The sequence below is a fragment of the Pelomonas sp. BJYL3 genome (genome assembly GCF_027257975.1).
GTDB classification, from domain to species: domain Bacteria; phylum Pseudomonadota; class Gammaproteobacteria; order Burkholderiales; family Burkholderiaceae_C; genus Roseateles_B; species Roseateles_B flavus.
The window spans coordinates 191,047-210,416 of record NZ_JANZKX010000002.1 but is presented as its reverse complement, the minus strand read 5'-3'; the positions used below and the strand labels follow the sequence as shown (position 1 = coordinate 210,416).

Here is a 19,370-nt window from a genome sequence, read left to right as displayed (position 1 = left end):
AGGCAAGCTGGGGCCAGGTCTTGCCCCCGCCGCTGGATCCCGCTCAGCCCTGGAGCGCCGCCAGCTGGCCGCGCAGCGCGGCGTTCTCGGCTTCCAGCTCGGCCACGCGGGCCTGCAGGGCCTTGATCTGGGCTTCGGTGGCGGATTCGGCGGTCACGGGCGGCAGGCCGGCGCTGTTGAGCTTCTCGTCACCCTCGGCCGCGCCCTCCTTGGGCTTGGCCTTGGCCTGGCGCACGCGCTTGGCCGCCTGCTTGATCTCGTCCTTGCCGGCGGCCACGACGGCCTGCTGCTCTTCCACCGGCAGGGCGGCCACGGTGGCCGCGGTGTTGAGCGAGACGGTGCCGGCGCGCACGGCGGCCACCAGCTCGGGGGCGGCGCTCTTCTGGATCTTCTCGATCTGCTGGACCTGGGCCGCGCTGATGCGGGCGGCCCGGGCCACCGCCTCGCGGGTGTTCAGGGCAGGAACGGGCGGCAGCTCGGCCTGGCCGTCCCAGGGCGCCTCGGCGGCATCGGCCACGCCGGCCTCGCCCGAGGCCGTCTGCGCGGCCATCTGCTCGGCGCTCTCGGCCAGCTTGCGGCTGCGGCGCTCCGTCAGGATCTCCTTCTTGCGCAGGGCGAGCACGCCGCGCTGGAAGTCGGAGACGCTGCGGCGGCCCAGGTGCTGGTCGATCATCCACAGGTGCACGTCCTCCATGGACTTGAAGTGCGGATGCTGAATGGTCTGGAAGGGCAGGCCGTGCTTCTGGCAGATGCCGTAGCGGTTGTGCCCGTCCACCAGCACGTCGCCCCACAGCACCAGGGCGTCGCGGCAGCCCTCGGCCAGGATGCTGCGCTCCAGGGCCTCATGCTCCTCGGGCGTCAGCGGGTCGATATAGGCCTTGAGTTCTTCCTTGACGATGATGTTCATGACGGGCGCGGGGACGGGTACAACAGGTTCTGCGGGCCGCGATTGTAGGCAGTCGCCACGCAGTCACGCCGGCCCGGCCCCTGCGAAGGACACACCGGGCCGGCGTCTGCGACCTCCTCCCTGAGGTCCGCTCGAGCGTCATCCGCTCAGATCTGCACCCGCGTGCCCAGCTCCACCACGGCGTTGTCCGGCAGGCGGAAGTACTCCGCGGCGCTGCCGGCATTGCGGCTCAGCGTGGCGAAGAGGCGCTCGCGCCAGTGGGCCATGCCGGAACCGGGCGTGGGCACCACGGTCTCGCGGCTGAGGAAATAGCTGGTCTCGAAAGACGGCACCTCCAGGCCCAGGGGCTTGCACAGGGCCAGGGCGGCCGGCACGTCGGGCGCATCCATGAATCCGAAGTGCAGGGTCACGCGCCAGAAGCCCGGCACCAGCGGCGCCAGCTCCACGCGCTCGCCTTCAGGCACGTGGGGCCGCTCGGCGTAGACCACGGTCAGGATCAGGTTCTGCTCGTGCAGCACCTGGTTGTGCTTGAGGTTGTGCAGCAGGGCCTGGGGCACGGTGTCCGGGTTGGCCACGGCATAGACCGCCGTGCGGCTGGCGCGGTACACGCCGCTGTCGCTGGCGGCGATGCCCTGCAGGAAGGGCAGCAGGGCCAGGCCGTCGCGCTGGATGCCCTGCATCAGCAGCTTGCGGCCGCGCGCCCAGGTGCTCATCACCAGGAAGAGCAGGCCGCCCATGGCCAGGGGGAACCAGCCGCCGTCCAGGAACTTGATCGCACAGCCGGCCACCAGCAGGCCGTCCAGGGCCAGGAAGAACAGCGTGGCACCGTAGGCCACGGGCGCCGGCAGGCCCCAGCCGTGGCGCACCACGAAGAAGGTCAGTACCGTGGTGATCATCATGGTCAGGGTCACGGCGATGCCGTAGGCGCCGGCCAGGGCCGAGGAGCTGCCGAAGAAGAGCACGGCCGCCAGCACGCCCGCCAGCAGGGCCCAGTTGACGCCGGGCATGTAGATCTGGCCGGCCTCGCGGGCCGAGGTGTTGCGCACCTCCATGCGGGGCAGGAAGCCCAGCTGGATGGCCTGCTTGGTCATGGAATAGGCGCCCGAGATCACGGCCTGCGAGGCGATCACCGCCGCCAGGGCCGCCAGCACCACGGCGGGCAGCAGCGCGCTTTCGGGAAAGAGCCGGTAGAAGGGGTTCTCGATGGCGCCGGGGTCCTTGAGCAGCAGGGCGCCCTGGCCCATGTAGTTCAGGGCCAGGGAGGGCAGGACCAGGCCGGTCCAGGCCAGGCGGATGGGGCGGGCGCCGAAGTGGCCCATGTCGGCATAGAGTGCCTCGGCGCCGGTCAGGGCCAGCACGACGGCGCCCACGGTGGCGAAGAGGTGCCAGCCGCGCTCCGTGAGGAAGTGCCAGGCGTGCACGGGGTTCAGGGCGGCCAGGATGCCGGGCTCCTGCGCGATGTGCCAGACGCCCATGCCGGCCAGCACCGCGAACCACAGGGTGATCACCGGGCCGAAGAGCCGCCCGACCACCGCCGTGCCGAAACGCTGGATCACGAACAGCCCCACCAGGATCAGCAGCGACAGCGGCAGGACCAGGGGCTTCAGCGTGGGCGTGATCACCTCCAGACCCTCGATGGCGCCCATCACCGACACGGCCGGCGTGATGATGCTGTCGCCATAGAACAGGGTGGCGCCGAACACGCCCAGCAGCAGCAGCACGCCGCGCAGCTGCGGGCGGTCCTTCACGGCCTGCGCGGCCAGGGCGGTCAATGCCAGGCCGCCGCCCTCGCCGCGGTTGTCCGCGCGCAGGATCAGCAGCACGTACTTGAGCGAGACCACCAGCATCAGCGCCCACAGGATGGTGGACACCGCGCCGATGATGTTGGGCGCGGCCAGCGCCACGCCCGTGGCCGGCAGGAAGATCTCCTTGACGGTATAGAGCGGGCTGGTGCCGATGTCGCCGTAGACGACGCCGATGGCGCCGAGGGTCAGGGCGGCCAGGCCCTGAGGAGCGTGGCCGTCGGGGGCCGGGGAAGGGAGTTGGGAGGCCATGGGCACAGCAGCCGGCAGTGGGGATGGCCGGACTGTCGCCTTGGCGTCATCAGGAACGCATAAGTGCCGATCCAGTGCCGAACGCGCCACAGGCGGGCGCTGAAGGCACCAAAACAGCGCCAAAAGTCACGTCCCTGGTGCCACCGGAAAAGCGCGCCTGTGGAAGACTGAAAGACCCCCGCATTCCCGGGGGATGGCTGTGCGCGCGTCCCGGCGCCGGCCTCATCCGTCAGAGAAAGTGTGCCGCGATGAAGTTCAGTTCCCTTCGAATCGGTCAGCGTCTGACCCTGGGTTTTGGGGTGGTGATCGTCCTGCTGCTTGTGATGGCAGGGTTGGCGATCTCCAGCACGCGCGCGCTCAGCCGCGATGTGAACGAGGCCATCAACGCTGGTTTCCAGAAGACCTACCTGGCCAACAAGGCCAAGGCCGAGCTGGGCGATGCCTCGCGCGGCATGATGAGCACCCTGATCATGACCAACGAGGAGCAGGTCAAGAAGGAGCTGGCCTCCGTCGAGAGCCTGCTGCAGTCGCACGAGAAGTCCATCGCGGCGCTGGAGCAGCTGGTCAATGACGAGGAAGGCAAGGCCGCGCTGAAGGCCATGACCGAGGTGCGCGGCAAGTTCATGCCGGCCCAGGCCGGCTTCGTGAAGCTGGTGGCCGAAGGCGACAAGGACCAGGCCACGCTGAAGTTCCTGTTCTCCGTGCGCGCGCTGCAGGTCAAGTACCTCGCGCTGATGGACAAGTTCGTCGAGTCCCAGAACAAGCAGATGGACGAGGCCGGCGCCGATGCCCAGGCCCTGGCCAGCCGCAGCATCACCGTGATCGCCGTGCTGGCCGTGTGCGCCAGCGCGGCCAGCGTGCTGATCAGCGTGCTGGTCTCGCGCGGCATCGTCGGCCCGCTGCGGGGCGCGGTGGCCGTGGCCCGCAAGGTGGCCTCGGGCAACCTGAGCAGCAGCATCGAGGTCCGCGGGCAGGACGAGACCAGCCAGCTCCTGGAGGCCCTGGCCGAGATGAACGAGGGGCTCAAGCAGATCGTGGGCAAGGTGCGAGACGGCACGGAGTCCATCGCCTCGGCCTCCGCCGAGATCGCCAGCGGCAACATGGACCTGTCGGCCCGCACCGAGACGCAGGCCGCGGCCCTGGAGCAGACCAAGCACTCGATGAACGAACTCACCGAGACCGTGCGCCGCAACGCCCGCAATGCCCACCAGGCCAACGAGCTGGCCCAGCAGGCCTCGCAGGTGGCGCACGAGGGCGGCGAGGTGGTCTCGCGCGTGGTGAGCACCATGGGCTCGATCGACGCCTCGTCCAAGAAGATCGTGGACATCATCAGCGTCATCGACGGCATCGCCTTCCAGACCAACATCCTCGCCCTGAATGCCGCGGTGGAAGCCGCGCGGGCCGGCGAGCAGGGCCGCGGCTTTGCGGTGGTGGCCGCCGAGGTGCGCAGCCTCGCCCAGCGCAGCGCCGGCGCCGCCAAGGAGATCAAGAGCCTGATCAGCGACTCGGTCGAGAAGGTCGCCCAGGGCAGCCAGCTGGTGCAGCAGGCGGGCTCGACCATGGACGGCGTGGTGGCCAGCGTGCAGCGCATGACCACCGTGATCGGCGAGATCTCCATGGCCAGCGAATCGCAGACCGAGGGCATCGAGCGCGTCACGCGTACCATCCACGAGATGGACCAGAGCACCCAGCAGAACGCGGCCCTCGTCGAGCAGGCAGCCGCCGCCGCGGATTCCATGAAGAGCCAGGCCGATTCCCTGGAGCAGGTCGTCAGCCTGTTCCAGCTGGACGAGCGCCGCTGACACCCCCTTCGAACCAAGGAGCGCCCATGAGTCTTCGTCCCTCTCGTCTCTCCCGCCGCACCCTCGTCGCCGCCGGCCTGCTGGCCGCGGCCCTGCCCTGGACGGCACAGGCGGTGGAGGTCGCCGGCGTCAACGTCGAGCCCACGGCCAAGGTCGCCGGCAAGGAGCTGAAGCTCAATGGCGCCGGCATCCGCACGCGGGTGATCGTCAAGGTCTACGTGATGGGCCTCTACCTCACGGAGAAGCAGACCACGCCGGCCGGTGTCTTTGAATCGCAGGGGCCGCGGCGCTTCTCCATCACCATGCTGCGCGAGGTCACCGGCGAGGACTTCGGCCAGGCCTTCATGGCCGGCATCACCGCCAACACCGACAAGGCGGAGCGCTCCAAGTTCGTCAACCAGCTGGGCGCCTTTGGCGAGGTCTTCGTCAATGTGGGCTCGATGAAGAAGGGCGACACGCTGACGGCCGACTGGGTGCCCGGCACCGGCATGGTGATGGCCGTCAACGGCAAGACCGTGGGCGAGACCCTGCCCGACATCGGCTTCTACAACGCCGTGCTGAAGATCTGGCTGGGCGAGAAGCCCGTGGACACCAGCCTCAAGCCCGCCCTGCTGGGTGGCAAGACCTGACCCCCAGCCGCCGCCCCGCCAGTCCCGCGACCGGGCCGTTCAGCGGCGCAGCAGGAGCAGCAGGCACAGCCCCCAGCAGGGTGCCGGGGGCAGCAGCGGCAGCGCGCTGGCCAGCAGGCCCAGGCCCGCGCAGGGCAGGAGCAGCAGCAGGGCCGGCAGCAGACACCTGAGGGCGCCCGCGCCCCGGCCCGGCTGCCGCCGGCTTTCGCCCCCCCTGCTGCACTGCGCGCCCGCCGCGCCTCCCTGAGCCATGCCGTCGTCCTCCAGGCCTCTGTGCGGGCCCTGGAGCGCAGCATCGGCTCCCTGTCATCAGGAACGCATATGGGACGGGCGGTCCGCTGCCTCAGCGCGCATCGGCCAGGCGGTAGCCCACCCCGGGCTCGGTCAGCAGCAGGCGGGGATCGGCCGGCTCGGCCTCCAGCTTGGCGCGCAGCTGGCCCATGTAGAGGCGCAGGTAGTGGGTGTGCTCGGTGAACTCGGGGCCCCACACATCGGCCAGCAGCGCCCGGTGCGTGACGACCTGTCCCGCGCTGCGCACCAGGCGCGCCAGCAGCTTGAACTCGGTGGGCGTGAGGTGCAGGACCTCGCCGTCCAGGCTCACGCGGTGCGCCTCCAGGTCCACGCACAGGCGGCCCTGCTCGTAGCGGGTGACGGCCGCGCGCGTGTGCACGCCGCGGTGGCGCAGGGCCACACGCATGCGGGCCAGCAGCTCGCTGATGGAGAAGGGCTTGACCAGGTAGTCGTCCGCGCCGGCATCCAGCAGGCGGACCTTGGCCCCGTCCTGCTCGCGGGCAGAGATTACCAGCAGCGGCGTGCCGCGCTCGCGGCGCAGGCGCTGCAGCAGCTCCTCCCCTTCGCCGTCGGGCAGGCCCAGGTCCAGCAGCACGAGGTCCGGGGCCTCGGCATGGCTCAGCAAGGCATGGCCCTCGGCCAGGCTGGCGGCGGTCTGCACCTCGTAGCCCTCCAGGGCCAGGGCGTCGCGCAGGGTGCGGCGCAACTCGCGATCGTCCTCGACCAGCATCACGCGCAGGCTCATGGCGTGTCCTCCATCGGTGTGTCCAGTGCCGGCGGCGCCTGCACGGGCAGCCGGCATTCAAAGCTCGAGCCGCCATGGCTGCGGGCCCGCAGGCGCAGGCTGCCGCCATGGGCTGCGGCGATGGCCCGGCAGGCCGCCAGGCCCACGCCGGCGCCGCGGCGGCTGCCGGCGGCGTCCGGCCGTTCGCGGTCCAGCTCCTCCACCCGCTGGAAGGGCTCGAAGATGCGCGCCCGCGCGGCCGGCGGCACGCCGGGGCCGCGGTCGCGCACGGCCATCAGCAGCTCGCCGGCCTCGTGGCGCACCAGCAGCTCGATGGGCCCCTCCGGCGCATAGCGCAGGGCGTTGTCCAGCAGGTTGTCCAGCAGCTGGGCCAGCAGCACGGCGTCGCACTGCAGCAGGGGCAGGGCGCTGGCCACGCGCAGGCGCACGCGCTGCGCAGCCTGGGCCTGGCGCTGGCGCACGCGGCGCAGGGCCGCGCCCACCACCTCTTCCGGCGCCTCCCAGTCCATGCGCAGCTGCAGGCCGGCGCGCTCCAGGCGGGCCAGCTGCAGGGTGTTGTCGGTCATGCGGGAGAGCTGGCGGGTTTCGTCCAGCACGGTGGCGAGCAGCTTCTGGCGCTGGGCCTGGGTCTGACGCTCACCCTGATCCAGCAGCGAGCTGGCCGCGCCCATGATGGTGGCCAGGGGCGTGCGGTAGTCGTGGGAGATGGCCGCCAGCAGGGCATTGCGGGTGGCCTGGCCCTCGGCCTCGTCATGGGCGCGGCGCGCGGCCTGCTCGGCCGACTGGCGCTCCAGGGCCAGGCCCATCTGGTCGCACAGGGACTGGGCATGGGCGCGCAGCTCGGGGTCGGGATGCAGGGCGTCCGGCAGGATCAGCAGGGCCGCGCCATGGCTGGCCAGGCGGCCGCGCAAGGGCAGGTACCAGGCCCGCAGCTCCTGGTGGCGCCCGGTACCGGGGCCGAAGGGCACGCCCTGGCGCCAGCAGGCCCAGAGGCCAGCGAGCTGGTCCGCGTCAGGATCGCCGATCAGCAGCTGGCCCTCGGTCATGCGGTTCTCACGCGGCAAGGGGCCGGCGCCCAGCAGCAGGGGCGCGGGCGTGGGCAGCAGGGCGTCGAGCTGCCCCTGCAGCAGCGCAGCGGCCTCGACGGGAGACTGGCTGTCCCGCAGCGCCTGGCCCAGGGCGCGCAGCTGGTCAGCCTGCTCGGCATGGCGGCGCGCGGCGTCCGCCTCGCGCCGCAGCCGGCTCAGCAGCACGGCCACCAGCCAGGACAGCGCCAGCATGGTCGCCAGCAACCACAGATGGCTCCAGCCCTGAAGCTCCATGCTGCGCTCGGGGCTGACGAAGCGCCAGTTGAAGGCCAGCACCGCCAGCAGGCTCAGGACCATGGAGGCCAGCAGGGGCAGCCACAGCGTGCTCAGCGTGGACGCCAGCACCAGCAGCAGCACCAGGTTGGCCAGCTCCACGTGCGCGTCCACCCGCAGCATCAGGCCCCAGCACGCCGCCCAGATGAGGGCGGGCGGCAGGCAGCGCTGGAGCAGGGGTGGCAGGGTCATGGGGCGCTACGGTAGCAGGCCCCGCGTCAGGATGGCATCAGGACGGCAGGCGCGGGTCTCAGGCCAGGGGGCGGGAGGCGTTGCGGCCCCAGGGCAAGGCCGGCAGGGCCTCGTCGCGCAGGCGCCGCAGGCCCAGGAACCAGGCCCCCGCGACCAGCGCCAGCACCAGGCCGCTCAGGCCGCAGCGCTGTGCCACGCCCCAGTGCTCTGGCAGCAGGCCATGCCAGGCCAGGGCGCCGAGCACGGCCACGATCAGCAGGCCGGTGCTGCCGGGCGAGGTCCGGGTGTCCCAGCGGCGCAGCAGCAGCAGGCTGGCCAGCAGGGCACCGACGCCCAAACCCTGCAGGAAGGCGCCGGGCGGCGGCAGGGCCGCCTGGCCGAGCAGCAGGAGCCCCGGCACCGCCAGGCCCAGCATCAGCCGGACCTGGCGGCCGAGCAGGCGGGCGCGCAACTGGCCCTGCTGCGGCAGGCCCGGCAGCAGCACCAGCAGCGCCTGCTCGCGCCGGGAGCGCTGCAGGGCGGTGCCCAGGCTGAACATCGTGCCCATCATCATCCCCATGAAGAGCTGGCCGAGGGCCATCAGGGGCCAGGTCCAGGCGATGTCGTGCCAGTGCATCTCCGGCGGTGTCATGTCAGGCAGCAGCAGCCACATCAGCGCCCCGCCCAGCGCGACCACCGGCAGCACGACCATCATGCTGCCCACGACGATGGTCCAGTGCGCGCTGCCGTACAGCGGCAGCTCCAGGCGCGCCAGGACGTGGCGCAGCGTGGGCTCGGGGCGGCGGACCAGGCGCGCCAGGTACCAGCGGTTCAGCGTTGAGAACAGCCACAGCACGCGCAGGCCCCAGCGGCCCTGGTGGCGCGGGTTGTAGCCTGCGCCCCCGTCCTGCATGGAGGCCAGCAGGCGCTGCATCTGCTCGTAGCGCCGGGCGTGGGCCGCGTCGCCCTGGCCCATCAGGTCCATCTGGAACAGGGCGAGGCCGGCGAGCAGGGGCAGGCACAGCCAGGCTGGGTTGGACTGCCAGACGGCCAGCCAGGCCTGCACCAGGCCCTGCCCGAGGGCGCTCCCCTGCAGCAGCGGCACCAGGACCGGCGGCGCGAAGCAGATCAGCACGAAGCCCATGGGCCAGCGCACCAGGGCGGTCAGCACGCTCAGGCAAAGGGCCGTGACCAGCACGGTCTTCCAGACATCGGCCTGCAGCCAGGCGGCCAGGGCACCGGCCACCACGACGGGCACGCCCCACAGCAGCAGGACGGCCAGGCGCAGGCGCGGCACATGCGCCGGCACCAGGCGGGCCAGGTGCGGATGGTTCTGGCGGCGCAGGCCGGACAGCGTCAGCATCCAGGCGATGACGAAGAGCACGGCAGCCGCCAGGCCGGCGGCGAAGACGGCAGCGGTGACGCCCTTGGTCCAGGCCAGCAGGCCCAGCAGGGCGGCCAGCCCCAGCACGCCGCCCCACAGCAGGCGCAGCGGCATCTGGTTCAGGCGCCAGCGCCAGGGGGCGGACAGCAGCAGGCTCGTGGGGGCAAGAAGGGCGTTCATGCGGTGAGCTCCTCAAACAGGTCTTCCAGCTGCACGCCCTGCAGGCCGGCCGCGGCGTCAGGCAAGACCTGACCCTCGGGCCATTGCAGCAGCCAGCGCTCCTGACCCTCGCCCAGCGTGCGGCGTGACAGCACCGCGGCGCCGCACGCGGCGGCCTGCAGGGCCTGGGGCGTGCCCTGGGCGATCCGGCACTGGTCCATCAGCCCGTCCAGCGGCGCCTGCAGGGCCAGGCGGCCTCGGGCCATGAAGGCCACATTGAAGGCCACCCGTTCCAGGTCGGACAGGATGTGGGTGGAGAAGACCACCGTGGTGCCGCGGTCCAGCACCTGCTCCACCAGCTCGCGCAGGAAGTCGCGGCGGCCCAGGGGGTCGAGGGCAGCCACGGGCTCGTCCAGCACCAGCAGGTCCGGCCCATGGGCCAGGGCGCGCACGATGGACAGGCGCTGCTGCTGCCCGCCGGAGAGCTTGGCGATGGGCTTGTCCCGCGGCAGCTCCCAGCGCGACATCAGCCCGTCCACCAGCGCTTCGTTCCAGCGCGGGTAGAAGCTGCGGAAGTAGGCCAGCAGCTGGGCGGGGGTGAACTGCTCGAAGAGGTCGGACTGCTGGGGCACATAGCCGATGCGGGCGCGGGTGGCGTCGTCCAGGGCACGCACATCGCAGCCGAAGAGCCGCGCCTCGCCCTGCTGCGGGTCGCGCAGGCCCAGCAGGCATTCCAGCAGGCTGGTCTTGCCCGCGCCGTTGCGGCCCAGCAGGCCCACCACCTGGCCGGGCATCAGCTGCCAGTCGATGCCGTCCAGCACGGTCTGCGTGCCGTAGCGCAGGCTCAGGCCGCGCAGCTCCAGGGCGGGCGACAGCGCAACGGACTGGCTGGACAGCGGCGTGGCCATCTGCAGGCCGGAGGCGTTCAGGGTCTGGGTGTTCATGCGGAGTCTCCCTCTTCAAGAATGGTCTGGAACAGCTGCAGCGCCTGGGCGGGCTTGAGCTCCAGCTGGCGGGCTTCGCTGGCGGCCTTCTCCAGCGTGGGACGCAACAGCTCGACCCGCGCCCCCAGCGGCTGGCGCCGCCCGTGCTGCGCCGCCACCCGCATGGGCAGGCCGCGCTGGCGCTCCACCAGACCTTCCGCCTCCATCAGCCCGTAGGCCTTGGAGACGGTCATCGGGTTGACCGCCAGATGCGCCGCCAGCTCGCGCACCGAGGGCAGCTCCTGCCCCGCCGAGAGCTGGGCGCTCGCCACCAGGCGCCGCAGCTGCTCCAGCAGCTGGCGGTAGATGGGTTCGGTGGAGCCCGTCTGGATGTGGAAGAGGTGCAGGGGGTTCATGGGTGAATGAGTTGTGTATCAATACAGTAATACAGTTGGGCAGAAGAAGCAAGCGTGAAAAGGCACTGGGGCCCGCGCGCGGCGGGCCCCAGATGCGCGAAGGCCCTCTCAGCGAACCCGGCTTGTGAAGACCAGGCTGTTCGGCGTGTCCGCCTTGAAGGAGAACACGCGGCTGCCGTTGGCCAGGAAGCTGCCGTTGGCCGAGGACACGACCTGCCCTGCCACCGCATTGCCCAGCGCCGCCGAGCTGTGGGCGAACACGGCGCTGCCGCCGAGGGTCGACGTCCCGGGCAGACGGCCGATCTCCAGCCCGCTGCCGCCCGCGCCGGCGTCGTAGGACTGGAGGCTGGCATCGCCATAGCCCTGCGCGCCCATGCCGGCCGCAAAGAGGAAGCGTGTCCGGTTCTCGCTGCGGGAGAAGTCGATGGAGGCCGGCTCCACCAGGGCCAGCGGCAGCGCGCTGGCAGCCGTCGCTCGCACGACGCCGGCCTCGTCCACCATGTCAATGGAGGTGGTCGCGCTCGCACCGGCCCCGCTGACCCGCAGGAACAGATGGACCTGCCCCGCAGAGGCCAGGACGACGCTCATGCGGTCGGGCGGCGTGGCCTCCAGCTGCACCAAGGCATGCGGGCTTGCCTTGGCGACTGCATAGAGCCGGTTCCCCGCAGGCTGCTGAACCGTCAGGTACAGCTGGCCTTGTCCCATCGCCGCATTCAGGACCTGGCCGGTGCCGCTGGCCATGCGCACGGCCTGCGGCTGCGACTTGCTGATCCGCAGGACCGTCCAGCTCGTGCCGGACGCCGCGCTGGCGTTGCGATAGAGGTAGTAGGCCGACGCGTCATGGCCCAGCGCCTGCCAGTTCGCTCCCGTGGCGACCGGGCCCAGCTCCACATAGCTGCGGCGGACCACGTCAAGCGCCACAAGCTGGATGTCCTGCTCGCTGCTGCCCAGTTCCATGACGGCCATGCCGGGCGAGCTGATCACCATGCGACGCAACGAAGGGCCGGGATAGGGCATGAACGCATACGCAGCGCTTGGCGACACCAAGCTATACGGCATGACCTGGTAGCTCGGTGCCAGCGTCTGCGGGTCCCGGACGAAATTGCCGGTAGAGCCGCCGCCCACAAGCTGGACCAGATTCAAGGCCGGATCGTAGTAATAGGGCGTGGGAACGTCGTCGGCGGTCCCGCAGCGATTGTCCGGCCCCTGCGCGATCACCCCGATCCTTGTGGCGGTCGGGTCGGCATAGTTGTTGGCGTTCGGCTCTTGCATGAACCTGCACGCGCTCATGGACAGGGTTGCCTGGCCGCGCAAGGCGCTGCTCGGCGCCTCCCCGTTCGCCAGCAGCGGCACCGCCCTTACGATGCCGCCGGCGATGTACAGCAGCGTATGCGGCGTGATCTGGTCCACACGCCCGGCAGCCGCATTCACCACACCGGCATAGAGCGTCAGGGTGTCGCTGACGGACTTGCTCCCGTCCTCGATCATGTACTCGACGCCGGGGTCGTCCGGGTGCACCAGTGACAGGCCTCGCCGGGGCTCCGTCGTGGACCCCAGCACCTTGAGCACGGGCGCGTAGCTGCCACGGGTCGGGTAGCGGGGCGTCACGGGCGTGGTTCCGGCGTCGGTTCCGCTGCTTCCACCACCACCGCCGCAAGCTGCAAGTACCAAGGCCAGGCCCAGGCTCAGGCTCAGGCTCGAGCTCAGGCTGCGCACTACTGTCTTCATCATCCCTCTCTCATCTATCGGTTTTTTTGAAGGCGGGGATTGTCGACGAAGGCTTCTTTCCGCAAGACGCAGGCTCAAGCAGCAGGCGCGTGACGTCCGGCACTGCCAGTGGCGGCGCAGCGGCACCGAGGGCACCCGCCACCCGCTGCGCTGTGCGCCTGTCGACTTCGTCAGTGGACATTTTCCTAATTTGTTATTGATGCGTCCCTAGAGTGCACGCCGGCACGCCCCTACACCCTGGGCGCATGCCATCCACTCCCCACAAGGGATTACTTGCACTCGCGAAGGAACTGGCTTCACCGCCATCAAGTCATGAAGAATCAATCAAAAGTTGTGCGACTGGGATTCGTGCTGAGCCTGCTGGCCGGCGCCCTGATGGGATCGAGCGCGGCCGTGGCCGCCACGCCGGCGGCGCTGGCCGGGGTCGATGGCAGCACCGTGGGCATCGCCGCCCCCATCCGGCTGAACATCGCCCGCAGCCAGGGTCATACCGTGACCCAGCTGAACGATGGCCGCCTGCTGGTGCTGGGCGGCAAGAGCGGCAGCCTCGCGACCGTGGCCGCCGAGCTGATCGACCCCGTCACCGGCCGGGTCGAGCAGCTGAGCAGCATGGTCCAGGCACGGCAGGGCCACACGGCCACGCTGCTGGCCGATGGCCGCGTGCTCGTGACCGGTGGCGACCTGGGCGACGGCCGCGTGCTGGCGCTGAGCTCGGCCGAGCTCTTCGATCCCCGCACCAAGACCTTCCAGCTGGCAGCCACGCCGATGACGCTGGAGCGCTCCAGCCACACGGCCACGCTGCTGAAGAACGGCAAGGTGCTGATCACCGGCGGGCAGGGCCTGCGGCAGGGCACGGTCTCCTTCTCCGCCGAGGTCTTCGACCCCGCCACCGGCAAGTTCGAGAGCCTCACACCGCAGCGCCTGGTCGCGCCGCGCACGAATCACGCCGCCACGCTGCTGGACTCCGGCCAGGTCCTGATCGTCGGCGGCACCGATTGGCAGACCGCCCGCGCCCCCAACTCGGCCGAGCTGTACGACCCGGTGGCGAACACCTTCACGCAGCTGGAGTCCCCGCTGAACTTCAAGAACGAGACGCCGCAGGCCCTCAAGCTGAGCTCCCGCCGCGTGCTGGTCCTCAGCAACCAGGGCGCTGATCTCTTCGATCCCGTCACCAAGACCTTCAAGGCGCTGCCCGGCCCTCTGAAGGCCCGTGACTACGAGGCCGCCACGGCCCTGTACGACGGCGGCGCGCTGGTGCTGGGCGGCCTCAGCGCGGACACCATCATCCCCTCCATCGAGCGCTACGACCCCGTCCGCGGCACCTTCCGGACCGTGGCCACTCTGCGCAAGGAGCGCGCCTGGGCCGTGGCCACGCTGGCCAACACCGGCGCGGTGTTCCTCGTCGGCGGCATTGACAACAGCGGTGCGGCCATCGCGGACGTGACCGTCTACTGGCCTTGAGGCCCCTGCGTCGCCGCGCCTGCTGAGGCGGCGACACGGCCCCGGCCGCCGCCTGCGGCGCGCCGGGGCCCTAGCCCGGCAGAAGCCAGCACACCAGCAGCACGCCCAGGGCCCCGGCGGCCCACAGGAGCTGCGTCCTGCGACGCGCGCGCTGAAGCTGGGCCCGATGGCGCTGGTGCTGCGCCCGATGGCTGCGCGTCCGCGCTTCCCAATCCTGCGGGGAGCTGTAGCGCTTGAGCTTCTCGCTGTACACCCCCGCCCCGAGCACCTCGGCCAACTCGAACATCACCACGACCAGCTCTCGCGAGGGGTTCTGCGTGTGAACGAGCCCGTGCGGGTCGAGCGAGAGGCGCTGGGCGCTGTCGGAGGCCAGCGCAAAGCAGGCCGCCTCCGGCGTGCCCAGGGGCACCAGTTCCGGCCGGCCACGGGCCGCGGCCAGCCACTGCTCACGGTCTACCGGGCTGTCCTTGAAGCCGGCATGGGCGATGTAGACATGGAAGCTCATGGCTTGCGGGCGATGCAGTACCAGTCCGCCGTCTGCACCGACGCATTCGCCGGGCAGGGCAGCAGGGCCTGCGACTGCCGCTGCAGGCCGGCCTCGGTCAGCCAGGCGCCCACGCTGCCCGGCCCCTCCATCGCATGGAAGCACACGTGCACCACGTCACCGCGGCTGCTGCGCTGCGGGCCGGAATCCTCGGGGCGGCCGCCCTGGGTGCTGAGGTAGAGCAGGCCGCCCGGCGCCAGCAGGCGCGCGGCCCGGGCGATGAAGGCCTGGGCTTCCGTCGGGTCCAGATAGGGCAGGCCGAAGGCGCAGACGATGGCATCCCAGCGGCCGTCCTCGCCCGGCAGCTGGCGGCAGTCGCCCACCTCGAAGCGCGCGGCCGGCACGGCGGCGCGGGCCAGCTCGACCATGCGCGGCGCCAGGTCCACGCCCAGCAGCTGCAGGTCCGGCCGCCAGGTCAGCAGGCGGCGCGCCACGGTGCCGGGGCCGCAGGCGGCATCGAGCACGCGCGCATGCGGCGGCAGCGGGGCGGCCAGCAGGGCATAGCTCTCGTCGTACAGATCGAGGTCCATGTACTTGCTCTGGTACAGCTCCGCCAGCTGGTCAAAGACCTGGGCGGACTGGGCACTGGGATCCATGGGGCGTCCTGGAGTTCAAGAGTCGCGGACCCTGCAGCTTAGCCTGGGGGCGGGTCTGCCCGCAGGCGGCCGCGCGCCACGGTGCCAGAATGCGCCCATCTCCGTTGAAAGGATGCCCGGATGACTGCCCTGCCTTCACGTCTGGCCGCCCTGGCCGCCCTATCCCTGGCTGCCGCCTCCGCGCTGGCCGCGCCGGCCGAGGAGACCCTGCGCCTCAAGTTCCAGGCCGCTGGCGGCGATGCCGCGGGCAGCCTGCAGGTCCAGTTCATCGGCTACCGCGACCAGCGCTGCCCGGTCAATGTGCAGTGCATCACTGCCGGCACGGCGCAGGCCCTGTTCTGGGTGCAGCCCAGCGAGGGCGCCGGGCAAGTCCTGACCCTGAGCTGGCCCGCCGCCGAGCCGGCCAAGGCCGGCGGCTACAGCCTGCAGCTCAAGAGCCTGGAGCCCCGCCCCAACACCCGCAAGCCGCCCAGTCCGGCGGACTACGAAGCCGTGCTCACGCTGCACAAGCTCGCCGGCAAGCCCTGAAATGAGCGCCAAACCCCAGCTGCGCCTGCGCATGCGGGTGACGGTGGACGACACCATCGCCATCGGCCCTGGCAAGATCGCCCTGCTGGAGGCCCTGGACGAGACCCGCTCCATCACCGCCGCGGCCAAGGCCCTGGGCATGTCCTACCGGCGCGCCTGGGCCCTGATCGACGAGCTGAACCGCTCGCTGAAGGAGCCCGCGGTGATCAGCGCGGCCGGTGGGTCGCAGGGCGGTGGCAGCGAGCTGAGCCCCAGCGGCCGGCAGCTGCTGGACCTCTACCGCGGCATCGAGACCCAGGCGCAGGCGGCCTGCAAGCCGGACATCCAGCGCCTGCTGAAGCTGCTGGCCTGATCCGCCCGCTGGCGTTCGTTATGCAGGAAGGTATATTGCGTACCGTCCCCACGCCTCCCGCCCTGCCGGAACGCCCTGCCCCATGACCGCCCTTCCGAACGGCCCGCTGCCGCCTGCGCATGCCTGACGCCCTGATCGCGCTGGGCCTGTCGCTGAAGGTGGCGCTGTGGGCCAGCGGCCTGGATCTGCTGCTGGGCACGGCCCTGGGCTATGCCCTGGCGCGCTGGCGTTTCCCAGGCCGCGAGCTGCTGGATGCCATCCTGACCCTGCCCCTGGTCCTGCCGCCCACGGTGCTGGGCTACTACCTGCTGGTGCTGGTGGGCCGCAAGGGCTGGTTGGGCGCCTGGCTGTTCGAGACCTTCGGCATCCGCCTGATCTTCACCTGGCAGGGCGCCACCCTTGCCGCGGCCCTGGTGGCCTTTCCGCTGGTGCTCAAGGCCGCGCGCAGCGCCTTCGAGCAGGTCGACCCGCAGCTGGAGCAGGCCGGGCGCGTGCTGGGCCTCAGCGAGTGGGCGGTGTTCTGCCGCGTGAGCCTGCCCCTGGCCTGGCGCGGCCTCCTGGCCGGCCTGCTGCTGGCCTTTGCCCGCGCCCTGGGCGAGTTCGGCGCCACGCTGATGGTGGCGGGCAGCATTCCGGGGCAGACGCAGACCCTCTCCATCGCCATCTACGAGGCCGTGCAGGCCGGCCAGGATGACACGGCGCAGCTGCTGGTCTGGATCACCTCGCTGAGCTGCGTGGCCGTGCTGGTGGCCGCCAGCCGCCTGGCGCCGCCGAGCCGGGAGCGGGCATGAAGCCCGCACGCTCGCCCGAAGGGCTTGCTTCCCGCCTGGCGGGACTGCACGCCGTGCGACGGGAGTCCCCATGAGCTTCGAGATCCGCCTGCGCAAGCAGCTGCCGCCCGCGCCCGGCGCGGCGGGGTCAGGTTTTGCCCTGGAGCTCGACCTGAGCACTTCGGCGCGCTGCCTGGTGATCCACGGCCCCTCGGGCGCCGGCAAGAGCCTCACCCTGCAGGCCGTGGCCGGCCTGCTGAAGCCTGACGAGGGTCGGATCTGCGTGGCCGGCGAGCCGCTGTTCGACAGCGCCACCCGCCTGGACCGCCCCAGCCGCGAGCGGCGCCTGGGCTATCTGTTCCAGGACTACGCGCTCTTCCCGCAGCTGAACGTGCGCCAGAACGTGGCCTTCGGCCTGCAGCGCGGCTGGCGCAACCCGCCGCGCAGCGTGATGAACGAGAAGCTGGCCCACTGGCTGGCCCTGATGGAGCTGGACGGCGTGGCCTCGCAGCTGCCGCACCAGCTCTCCGGCGGTCAGCGCCAGCGCACGGCCCTGGCCCGCGCCCTGATCACCGAGCCCCGCGCCCTGCTGCTGGACGAGCCCTTCGCGGCGCTCGACCCCGAGCTGCGCGAACGCCTGCGCGAGGAGCTGGAGCGCCTGCTGGGCCGCGTGCAGATCCCCCTGCTGATGATCACCCACGACCCCGAGGACCTGGCGCGCTTCGGCGAGGCACGGGTGCAGCTGCGCGGCGGGCGGGTGGTGGCGGCCCAGCTCTAGGACTGGGCCAACGCCTCGCAGGCCTGGCGCAGATTGGCGCGGGCCGCCGCGTCCCAGGCCGCGTGCAGGGCCTCGGTGACGAAGAGCCGCTCGCGCGCCAGGAAGCCCTGCAGGATGCGGCGCCGGCCCGCCCGGAAGTCCGGCTCGGGCACGAAGGCGTACTCGGCGCGGATCTGGCTTTCGTATTGCGCAAAGCGCGCGGCGGGCGCGGCCAGGATGGCGAGGTCCAGGTCCAGCAGCAGGCCCATGTCGGCATCACTGGCCACATGGTCCCGCGTGGCCAGCACCAGCCGCGCCACGCGCTCGCAGGCCGGCACCGGCAGGCCCAGGGCGGGCAGGGCGGCGCGGGCCCAGTCGGCGCTGCGGGCCTCGTTGTCAGGCGCTCGCGGCTCGTAGACGACGTCGTGGAACCACAGGGCCAGGGCCAGCAGCCCGGGCTCGCGGGCGAGCTGACGCCATTGCGCCAGGGCGGCCAGACACTCGTGCAGGTGCTGGCCGGCGTGGTAGTGACGCCAGGGCTGGTTCCAGGCTGCCAGCAGGTCCTCGAAGAGGGTCAGGTCTTGCCTGATCGACAGCTCCGCGCAGGTGGCCAGCCAGGCGGTCCGCAGCCCGGCGGCTTCGACACTCATGCTGCGCCGGCGCCGTGGACCAGCGCGGCGACCCGGTCCGCGAAGCGCGGCCACAGGGGCTCGGGCAGATCGTGGCCCATGCCGGGGATGAAGTCGGTCTCGACGTGGCGCAGGTGGCGGGCCAGGTGGCGGCCGGCGGCCACGGGCACCAGGGGGTCCGCCTCGCCGTGGATCACCAGGGCCGGCGCCTGGACGCGGGTCACGAGCGGCGTGCGGTCCTCGTCGGCCACCACGGCCATCAGCTGGCGCAGCATGCCCTGGGGATGGTCGCTGCGGCGCAGGGCCTCGAGCACGCGCGCCTCCAGCCAGCCGGCGGCCGGCGGGTAGGCCGGGCTGCCGATCAGGCGGTACAGGGCCGCGAAATGCGCCTGCAGCGTGGCCTCGTCGCGCCGGGGCGGGCGGGCCAGCAGGGCCTGGCGCACCGGCCAGGTGGGGCCGGGCAGGTGGCGGGCACCGGCCGTGGTCATCATGAGGGTCAGGCTTTGCACGCGCTGCGGCGCCTGGTCCACCAGGTGCTGGGCGATCATGCCGCCCATGGAGGCGCCCCAGACATGGGCGCGGGGCAGATCCAGGGCGTCCAGCACGCCCAGGGCGTCGCGGGCCATGTCGGCGAGGCTGTAGGGGCTGCGCACGGGCAGGTGCAGCAGGTGCTTGAAGGACGCCCAGCCGACATGCGGCAGGCCCAGGTGGTCCAGGTGCTGGCTGAGGCCGATGTCGCGGTTGTCGAAGCGGACCACGCGCAGGTCGCGCGCGGTGAGGGCCTCGACCAGGCCCTGGGGCCAGGCGATCAGCTGCATCCCCAGTCCCATGATCATCAAGAGCGCAGGGGCCCCGCGGGGCCCCTGGTCGTCGACGGCGATGCGCAGGCCGTTGGCGTTCACATGGCTTTGCATGCGCCGATCATAGGCCTGGCTCGTGACGGCCCTTCACTTGCAGGTGAAGCTCTTGTGCGTCACGTCCTTGACGTTGCCGGCACCGCAGGTCTTGATGGCCTGCTCGCTCATCTGGGTCAGCGCATCGCGGTCGCTGATGACGCGCTCGCCGTTGGGGGCGATGACGCAGGCGGTGCAGAGCAGGGCGGCGACAGTGACGGCGGCCAGGGTGGCGATGCGCTTCATGGGGATCCTCCGGGGAGTTCGTTT

The 19,370-nt window shown here is 71.4% G+C and carries 21 protein-coding genes; 7 read left to right on the top strand and 14 right to left on the bottom strand.

What is annotated here, in order from left to right:
• Nucleotides 1-43 precede the first annotated feature (43 nt).
• Together O9Y01_RS06630 and O9Y01_RS06625 are read right to left on the bottom strand one after the other, a co-directional pair.
• Nucleotides 44-907, bottom strand: a complete 864-nt coding sequence (locus O9Y01_RS06630) for a plasmid replication/partition related protein (RefSeq protein ID WP_269630748.1) — start codon at nucleotides 905-907, stop codon at nucleotides 44-46.
• Between the two features lie 146 nt (nucleotides 908-1,053).
• Complete coding sequence (locus tag O9Y01_RS06625; RefSeq protein WP_269630747.1) at nucleotides 1,054-2,961, bottom strand: potassium transporter Kup; 1,908 nt, start codon at nucleotides 2,959-2,961, stop codon at nucleotides 1,054-1,056.
• A 248-nt stretch (nucleotides 2,962-3,209) separates the two neighbouring features.
• On the opposite strand from O9Y01_RS06625, the gene O9Y01_RS06620 reads away from it, so the two are divergent.
• Nucleotides 3,210-4,763 carry a methyl-accepting chemotaxis protein gene (locus O9Y01_RS06620; RefSeq protein WP_269630746.1) on the top strand — a complete coding sequence of 518 codons (1,554 nt, stop codon included), beginning with the start codon at nucleotides 3,210-3,212 and terminating at the stop codon, nucleotides 4,761-4,763.
• A gap of 26 nt (nucleotides 4,764-4,789) precedes the next feature.
• On the top strand, nucleotides 4,790-5,392 hold the full coding sequence (locus O9Y01_RS06615) for a chalcone isomerase family protein (RefSeq protein ID WP_269630745.1): 603 nt from the start codon (nucleotides 4,790-4,792) through the stop codon (nucleotides 5,390-5,392).
• A 39-nt stretch (nucleotides 5,393-5,431) separates the two neighbouring features.
• Here the strand turns inward: O9Y01_RS06615 and O9Y01_RS06610 are convergent, their stop codons facing one another.
• From O9Y01_RS06610 to O9Y01_RS06580, 7 genes are all read right to left on the bottom strand, one after another.
• Nucleotides 5,432-5,644: a hypothetical protein gene (locus tag O9Y01_RS06610; RefSeq protein WP_269630744.1), complete on the bottom strand. Its 213-nt coding sequence runs from the start codon at nucleotides 5,642-5,644 to the stop codon at nucleotides 5,432-5,434.
• A 91-nt stretch (nucleotides 5,645-5,735) separates the two neighbouring features.
• Entirely contained in the window at nucleotides 5,736-6,428 is a 693-nt protein-coding gene (locus O9Y01_RS06605) for a response regulator (protein WP_269630743.1), read from the bottom strand.
• Entirely contained in the window at nucleotides 6,425-7,981 is a 1,557-nt protein-coding gene (locus tag O9Y01_RS06600) for a sensor histidine kinase (protein ID WP_269630742.1), read from the bottom strand. The genes O9Y01_RS06605 and O9Y01_RS06600 overlap by 4 nt, the downstream gene beginning before the upstream one ends.
• Nucleotides 7,982-8,039: 58 nt before the next feature.
• On the bottom strand, nucleotides 8,040-9,524 hold the full coding sequence (locus O9Y01_RS06595; protein ID WP_269630741.1) for a hypothetical protein: 1,485 nt from the start codon (nucleotides 9,522-9,524) through the stop codon (nucleotides 8,040-8,042).
• Nucleotides 9,521-10,447, bottom strand: coding sequence for an ABC transporter ATP-binding protein (locus tag O9Y01_RS06590; protein ID WP_269630740.1), 927 nt, complete (start codon nucleotides 10,445-10,447; stop codon nucleotides 9,521-9,523). The genes O9Y01_RS06595 and O9Y01_RS06590 overlap by 4 nt, the downstream gene beginning before the upstream one ends.
• Nucleotides 10,444-10,842, bottom strand: a complete 399-nt coding sequence (locus O9Y01_RS06585; protein ID WP_269630739.1) for a GntR family transcriptional regulator — start codon at nucleotides 10,840-10,842, stop codon at nucleotides 10,444-10,446. Before O9Y01_RS06585 ends, O9Y01_RS06590 begins: the two co-directional genes overlap by 4 nt.
• Before the next feature lie 108 nt (nucleotides 10,843-10,950).
• Nucleotides 10,951-12,573, bottom strand: coding sequence for a hypothetical protein (locus tag O9Y01_RS06580; RefSeq protein WP_269630738.1), 1,623 nt, complete (start codon nucleotides 12,571-12,573; stop codon nucleotides 10,951-10,953).
• A gap of 309 nt (nucleotides 12,574-12,882) precedes the next feature.
• Here O9Y01_RS06580 and O9Y01_RS06575 point away from each other — a divergent pair, with 309 nt between their 5' ends.
• Nucleotides 12,883-14,031: a Kelch repeat-containing protein gene (locus tag O9Y01_RS06575; protein WP_269630737.1), complete on the top strand. Its 1,149-nt coding sequence runs from the start codon at nucleotides 12,883-12,885 to the stop codon at nucleotides 14,029-14,031.
• Nucleotides 14,032-14,101: 70 nt separating this feature from the next.
• On the opposite strand, the gene O9Y01_RS06570 is transcribed toward O9Y01_RS06575, so the two are convergent.
• Nucleotides 14,102-14,536 (bottom strand): hypothetical protein, encoded by a 435-nt coding sequence (locus O9Y01_RS06570; protein WP_269630736.1) that lies wholly within the window; start codon nucleotides 14,534-14,536, stop codon nucleotides 14,102-14,104.
• Complete coding sequence (locus O9Y01_RS06565) at nucleotides 14,533-15,171, bottom strand: class I SAM-dependent DNA methyltransferase (protein WP_269630735.1); 639 nt, start codon at nucleotides 15,169-15,171, stop codon at nucleotides 14,533-14,535. The genes O9Y01_RS06570 and O9Y01_RS06565 overlap by 4 nt, the downstream gene beginning before the upstream one ends.
• A gap of 120 nt (nucleotides 15,172-15,291) precedes the next feature.
• Here O9Y01_RS06565 and O9Y01_RS06560 point away from each other — a divergent pair, with 120 nt between their 5' ends.
• The 4 genes from O9Y01_RS06560 to O9Y01_RS06545 all read left to right on the top strand — a co-directional run bounded on the left by O9Y01_RS06560 (nucleotide 15,292) and on the right by O9Y01_RS06545 (nucleotide 17,599).
• Nucleotides 15,292-15,699 carry a hypothetical protein gene (locus O9Y01_RS06560; protein ID WP_269630734.1) on the top strand — a complete coding sequence of 136 codons (408 nt, stop codon included), beginning with the start codon at nucleotides 15,292-15,294 and terminating at the stop codon, nucleotides 15,697-15,699.
• Nucleotide 15,700: 1 nt separating this feature from the next.
• On the top strand, nucleotides 15,701-16,051 hold the full coding sequence (locus O9Y01_RS06555) for a winged helix-turn-helix domain-containing protein (protein ID WP_269630733.1): 351 nt from the start codon (nucleotides 15,701-15,703) through the stop codon (nucleotides 16,049-16,051).
• Nucleotides 16,052-16,170: 119 nt separating this feature from the next.
• Complete coding sequence (modB, locus tag O9Y01_RS06550) at nucleotides 16,171-16,842, top strand: molybdate ABC transporter permease subunit (RefSeq protein WP_269630732.1); 672 nt, start codon at nucleotides 16,171-16,173, stop codon at nucleotides 16,840-16,842.
• A 70-nt stretch (nucleotides 16,843-16,912) separates the two neighbouring features.
• Nucleotides 16,913-17,599: an ATP-binding cassette domain-containing protein gene (locus O9Y01_RS06545; protein WP_269630731.1), complete on the top strand. Its 687-nt coding sequence runs from the start codon at nucleotides 16,913-16,915 to the stop codon at nucleotides 17,597-17,599.
• Here the strand turns inward: O9Y01_RS06545 and O9Y01_RS06540 are convergent.
• The 3 genes from O9Y01_RS06540 to O9Y01_RS06530 are packed head-to-tail and all read right to left on the bottom strand — an operon-like array spanning nucleotide 17,596 to nucleotide 19,346.
• Nucleotides 17,596-18,228, bottom strand: coding sequence for an HD domain-containing protein (locus O9Y01_RS06540; protein ID WP_269630730.1), 633 nt, complete (start codon nucleotides 18,226-18,228; stop codon nucleotides 17,596-17,598). The genes O9Y01_RS06545 and O9Y01_RS06540 overlap by 4 nt on opposite strands.
• Nucleotides 18,225-19,121 carry an alpha/beta fold hydrolase gene (locus O9Y01_RS06535; protein WP_269630729.1) on the bottom strand — a complete coding sequence of 299 codons (897 nt, stop codon included), beginning with the start codon at nucleotides 19,119-19,121 and terminating at the stop codon, nucleotides 18,225-18,227. The genes O9Y01_RS06540 and O9Y01_RS06535 overlap by 4 nt, the downstream gene beginning before the upstream one ends.
• A 33-nt stretch (nucleotides 19,122-19,154) precedes the next feature.
• Nucleotides 19,155-19,346 carry a hypothetical protein gene (locus O9Y01_RS06530; RefSeq protein ID WP_269630728.1) on the bottom strand — a complete coding sequence of 64 codons (192 nt, stop codon included), beginning with the start codon at nucleotides 19,344-19,346 and terminating at the stop codon, nucleotides 19,155-19,157.
• Nucleotides 19,347-19,370: the final 24 nt, after the last annotated feature.

Excerpts from the sequence above, each read along its gene's own strand:
- O9Y01_RS06630 (WP_269630748.1), bottom strand. The coding sequence starts at position 907 with ATGAACATCATCGTCAAGGAAGAACTCAAGGCCTATATCGACCCGCTG.
- O9Y01_RS06625 (WP_269630747.1), bottom strand. The coding sequence starts at position 2,961 with ATGGCCTCCCAACTCCCTTCCCCGGCCCCCGACGGCCACGCTCCTCAG.
- O9Y01_RS06620 (WP_269630746.1), top strand. The coding sequence starts at position 3,210 with ATGAAGTTCAGTTCCCTTCGAATCGGTCAGCGTCTGACCCTGGGTTTT.
- O9Y01_RS06615 (WP_269630745.1), top strand. The coding sequence starts at position 4,790 with ATGAGTCTTCGTCCCTCTCGTCTCTCCCGCCGCACCCTCGTCGCCGCC.
- O9Y01_RS06610 (WP_269630744.1), bottom strand. The coding sequence starts at position 5,644 with ATGGCTCAGGGAGGCGCGGCGGGCGCGCAGTGCAGCAGGGGGGGCGAA.
- O9Y01_RS06605 (WP_269630743.1), bottom strand. The coding sequence starts at position 6,428 with ATGAGCCTGCGCGTGATGCTGGTCGAGGACGATCGCGAGTTGCGCCGC.
- O9Y01_RS06600 (WP_269630742.1), bottom strand. The coding sequence starts at position 7,981 with ATGACCCTGCCACCCCTGCTCCAGCGCTGCCTGCCGCCCGCCCTCATC.
- O9Y01_RS06595 (WP_269630741.1), bottom strand. The coding sequence starts at position 9,524 with ATGAACGCCCTTCTTGCCCCCACGAGCCTGCTGCTGTCCGCCCCCTGG.
- O9Y01_RS06590 (WP_269630740.1), bottom strand. The coding sequence starts at position 10,447 with ATGAACACCCAGACCCTGAACGCCTCCGGCCTGCAGATGGCCACGCCG.
- O9Y01_RS06585 (WP_269630739.1), bottom strand. The coding sequence starts at position 10,842 with ATGAACCCCCTGCACCTCTTCCACATCCAGACGGGCTCCACCGAACCC.
- O9Y01_RS06580 (WP_269630738.1), bottom strand. The coding sequence starts at position 12,573 with ATGATGAAGACAGTAGTGCGCAGCCTGAGCTCGAGCCTGAGCCTGAGC.
- O9Y01_RS06575 (WP_269630737.1), top strand. The coding sequence starts at position 12,883 with ATGAAGAATCAATCAAAAGTTGTGCGACTGGGATTCGTGCTGAGCCTG.
- O9Y01_RS06570 (WP_269630736.1), bottom strand. The coding sequence starts at position 14,536 with ATGAGCTTCCATGTCTACATCGCCCATGCCGGCTTCAAGGACAGCCCG.
- O9Y01_RS06565 (WP_269630735.1), bottom strand. The coding sequence starts at position 15,171 with ATGGATCCCAGTGCCCAGTCCGCCCAGGTCTTTGACCAGCTGGCGGAG.
- O9Y01_RS06560 (WP_269630734.1), top strand. The coding sequence starts at position 15,292 with ATGACTGCCCTGCCTTCACGTCTGGCCGCCCTGGCCGCCCTATCCCTG.
- O9Y01_RS06555 (WP_269630733.1), top strand. The coding sequence starts at position 15,701 with ATGAGCGCCAAACCCCAGCTGCGCCTGCGCATGCGGGTGACGGTGGAC.
- modB (WP_269630732.1), top strand. The coding sequence starts at position 16,171 with ATGCCTGACGCCCTGATCGCGCTGGGCCTGTCGCTGAAGGTGGCGCTG.
- O9Y01_RS06545 (WP_269630731.1), top strand. The coding sequence starts at position 16,913 with ATGAGCTTCGAGATCCGCCTGCGCAAGCAGCTGCCGCCCGCGCCCGGC.
- O9Y01_RS06540 (WP_269630730.1), bottom strand. The coding sequence starts at position 18,228 with ATGAGTGTCGAAGCCGCCGGGCTGCGGACCGCCTGGCTGGCCACCTGC.
- O9Y01_RS06535 (WP_269630729.1), bottom strand. The coding sequence starts at position 19,121 with ATGCAAAGCCATGTGAACGCCAACGGCCTGCGCATCGCCGTCGACGAC.
- O9Y01_RS06530 (WP_269630728.1), bottom strand. The coding sequence starts at position 19,346 with ATGAAGCGCATCGCCACCCTGGCCGCCGTCACTGTCGCCGCCCTGCTC.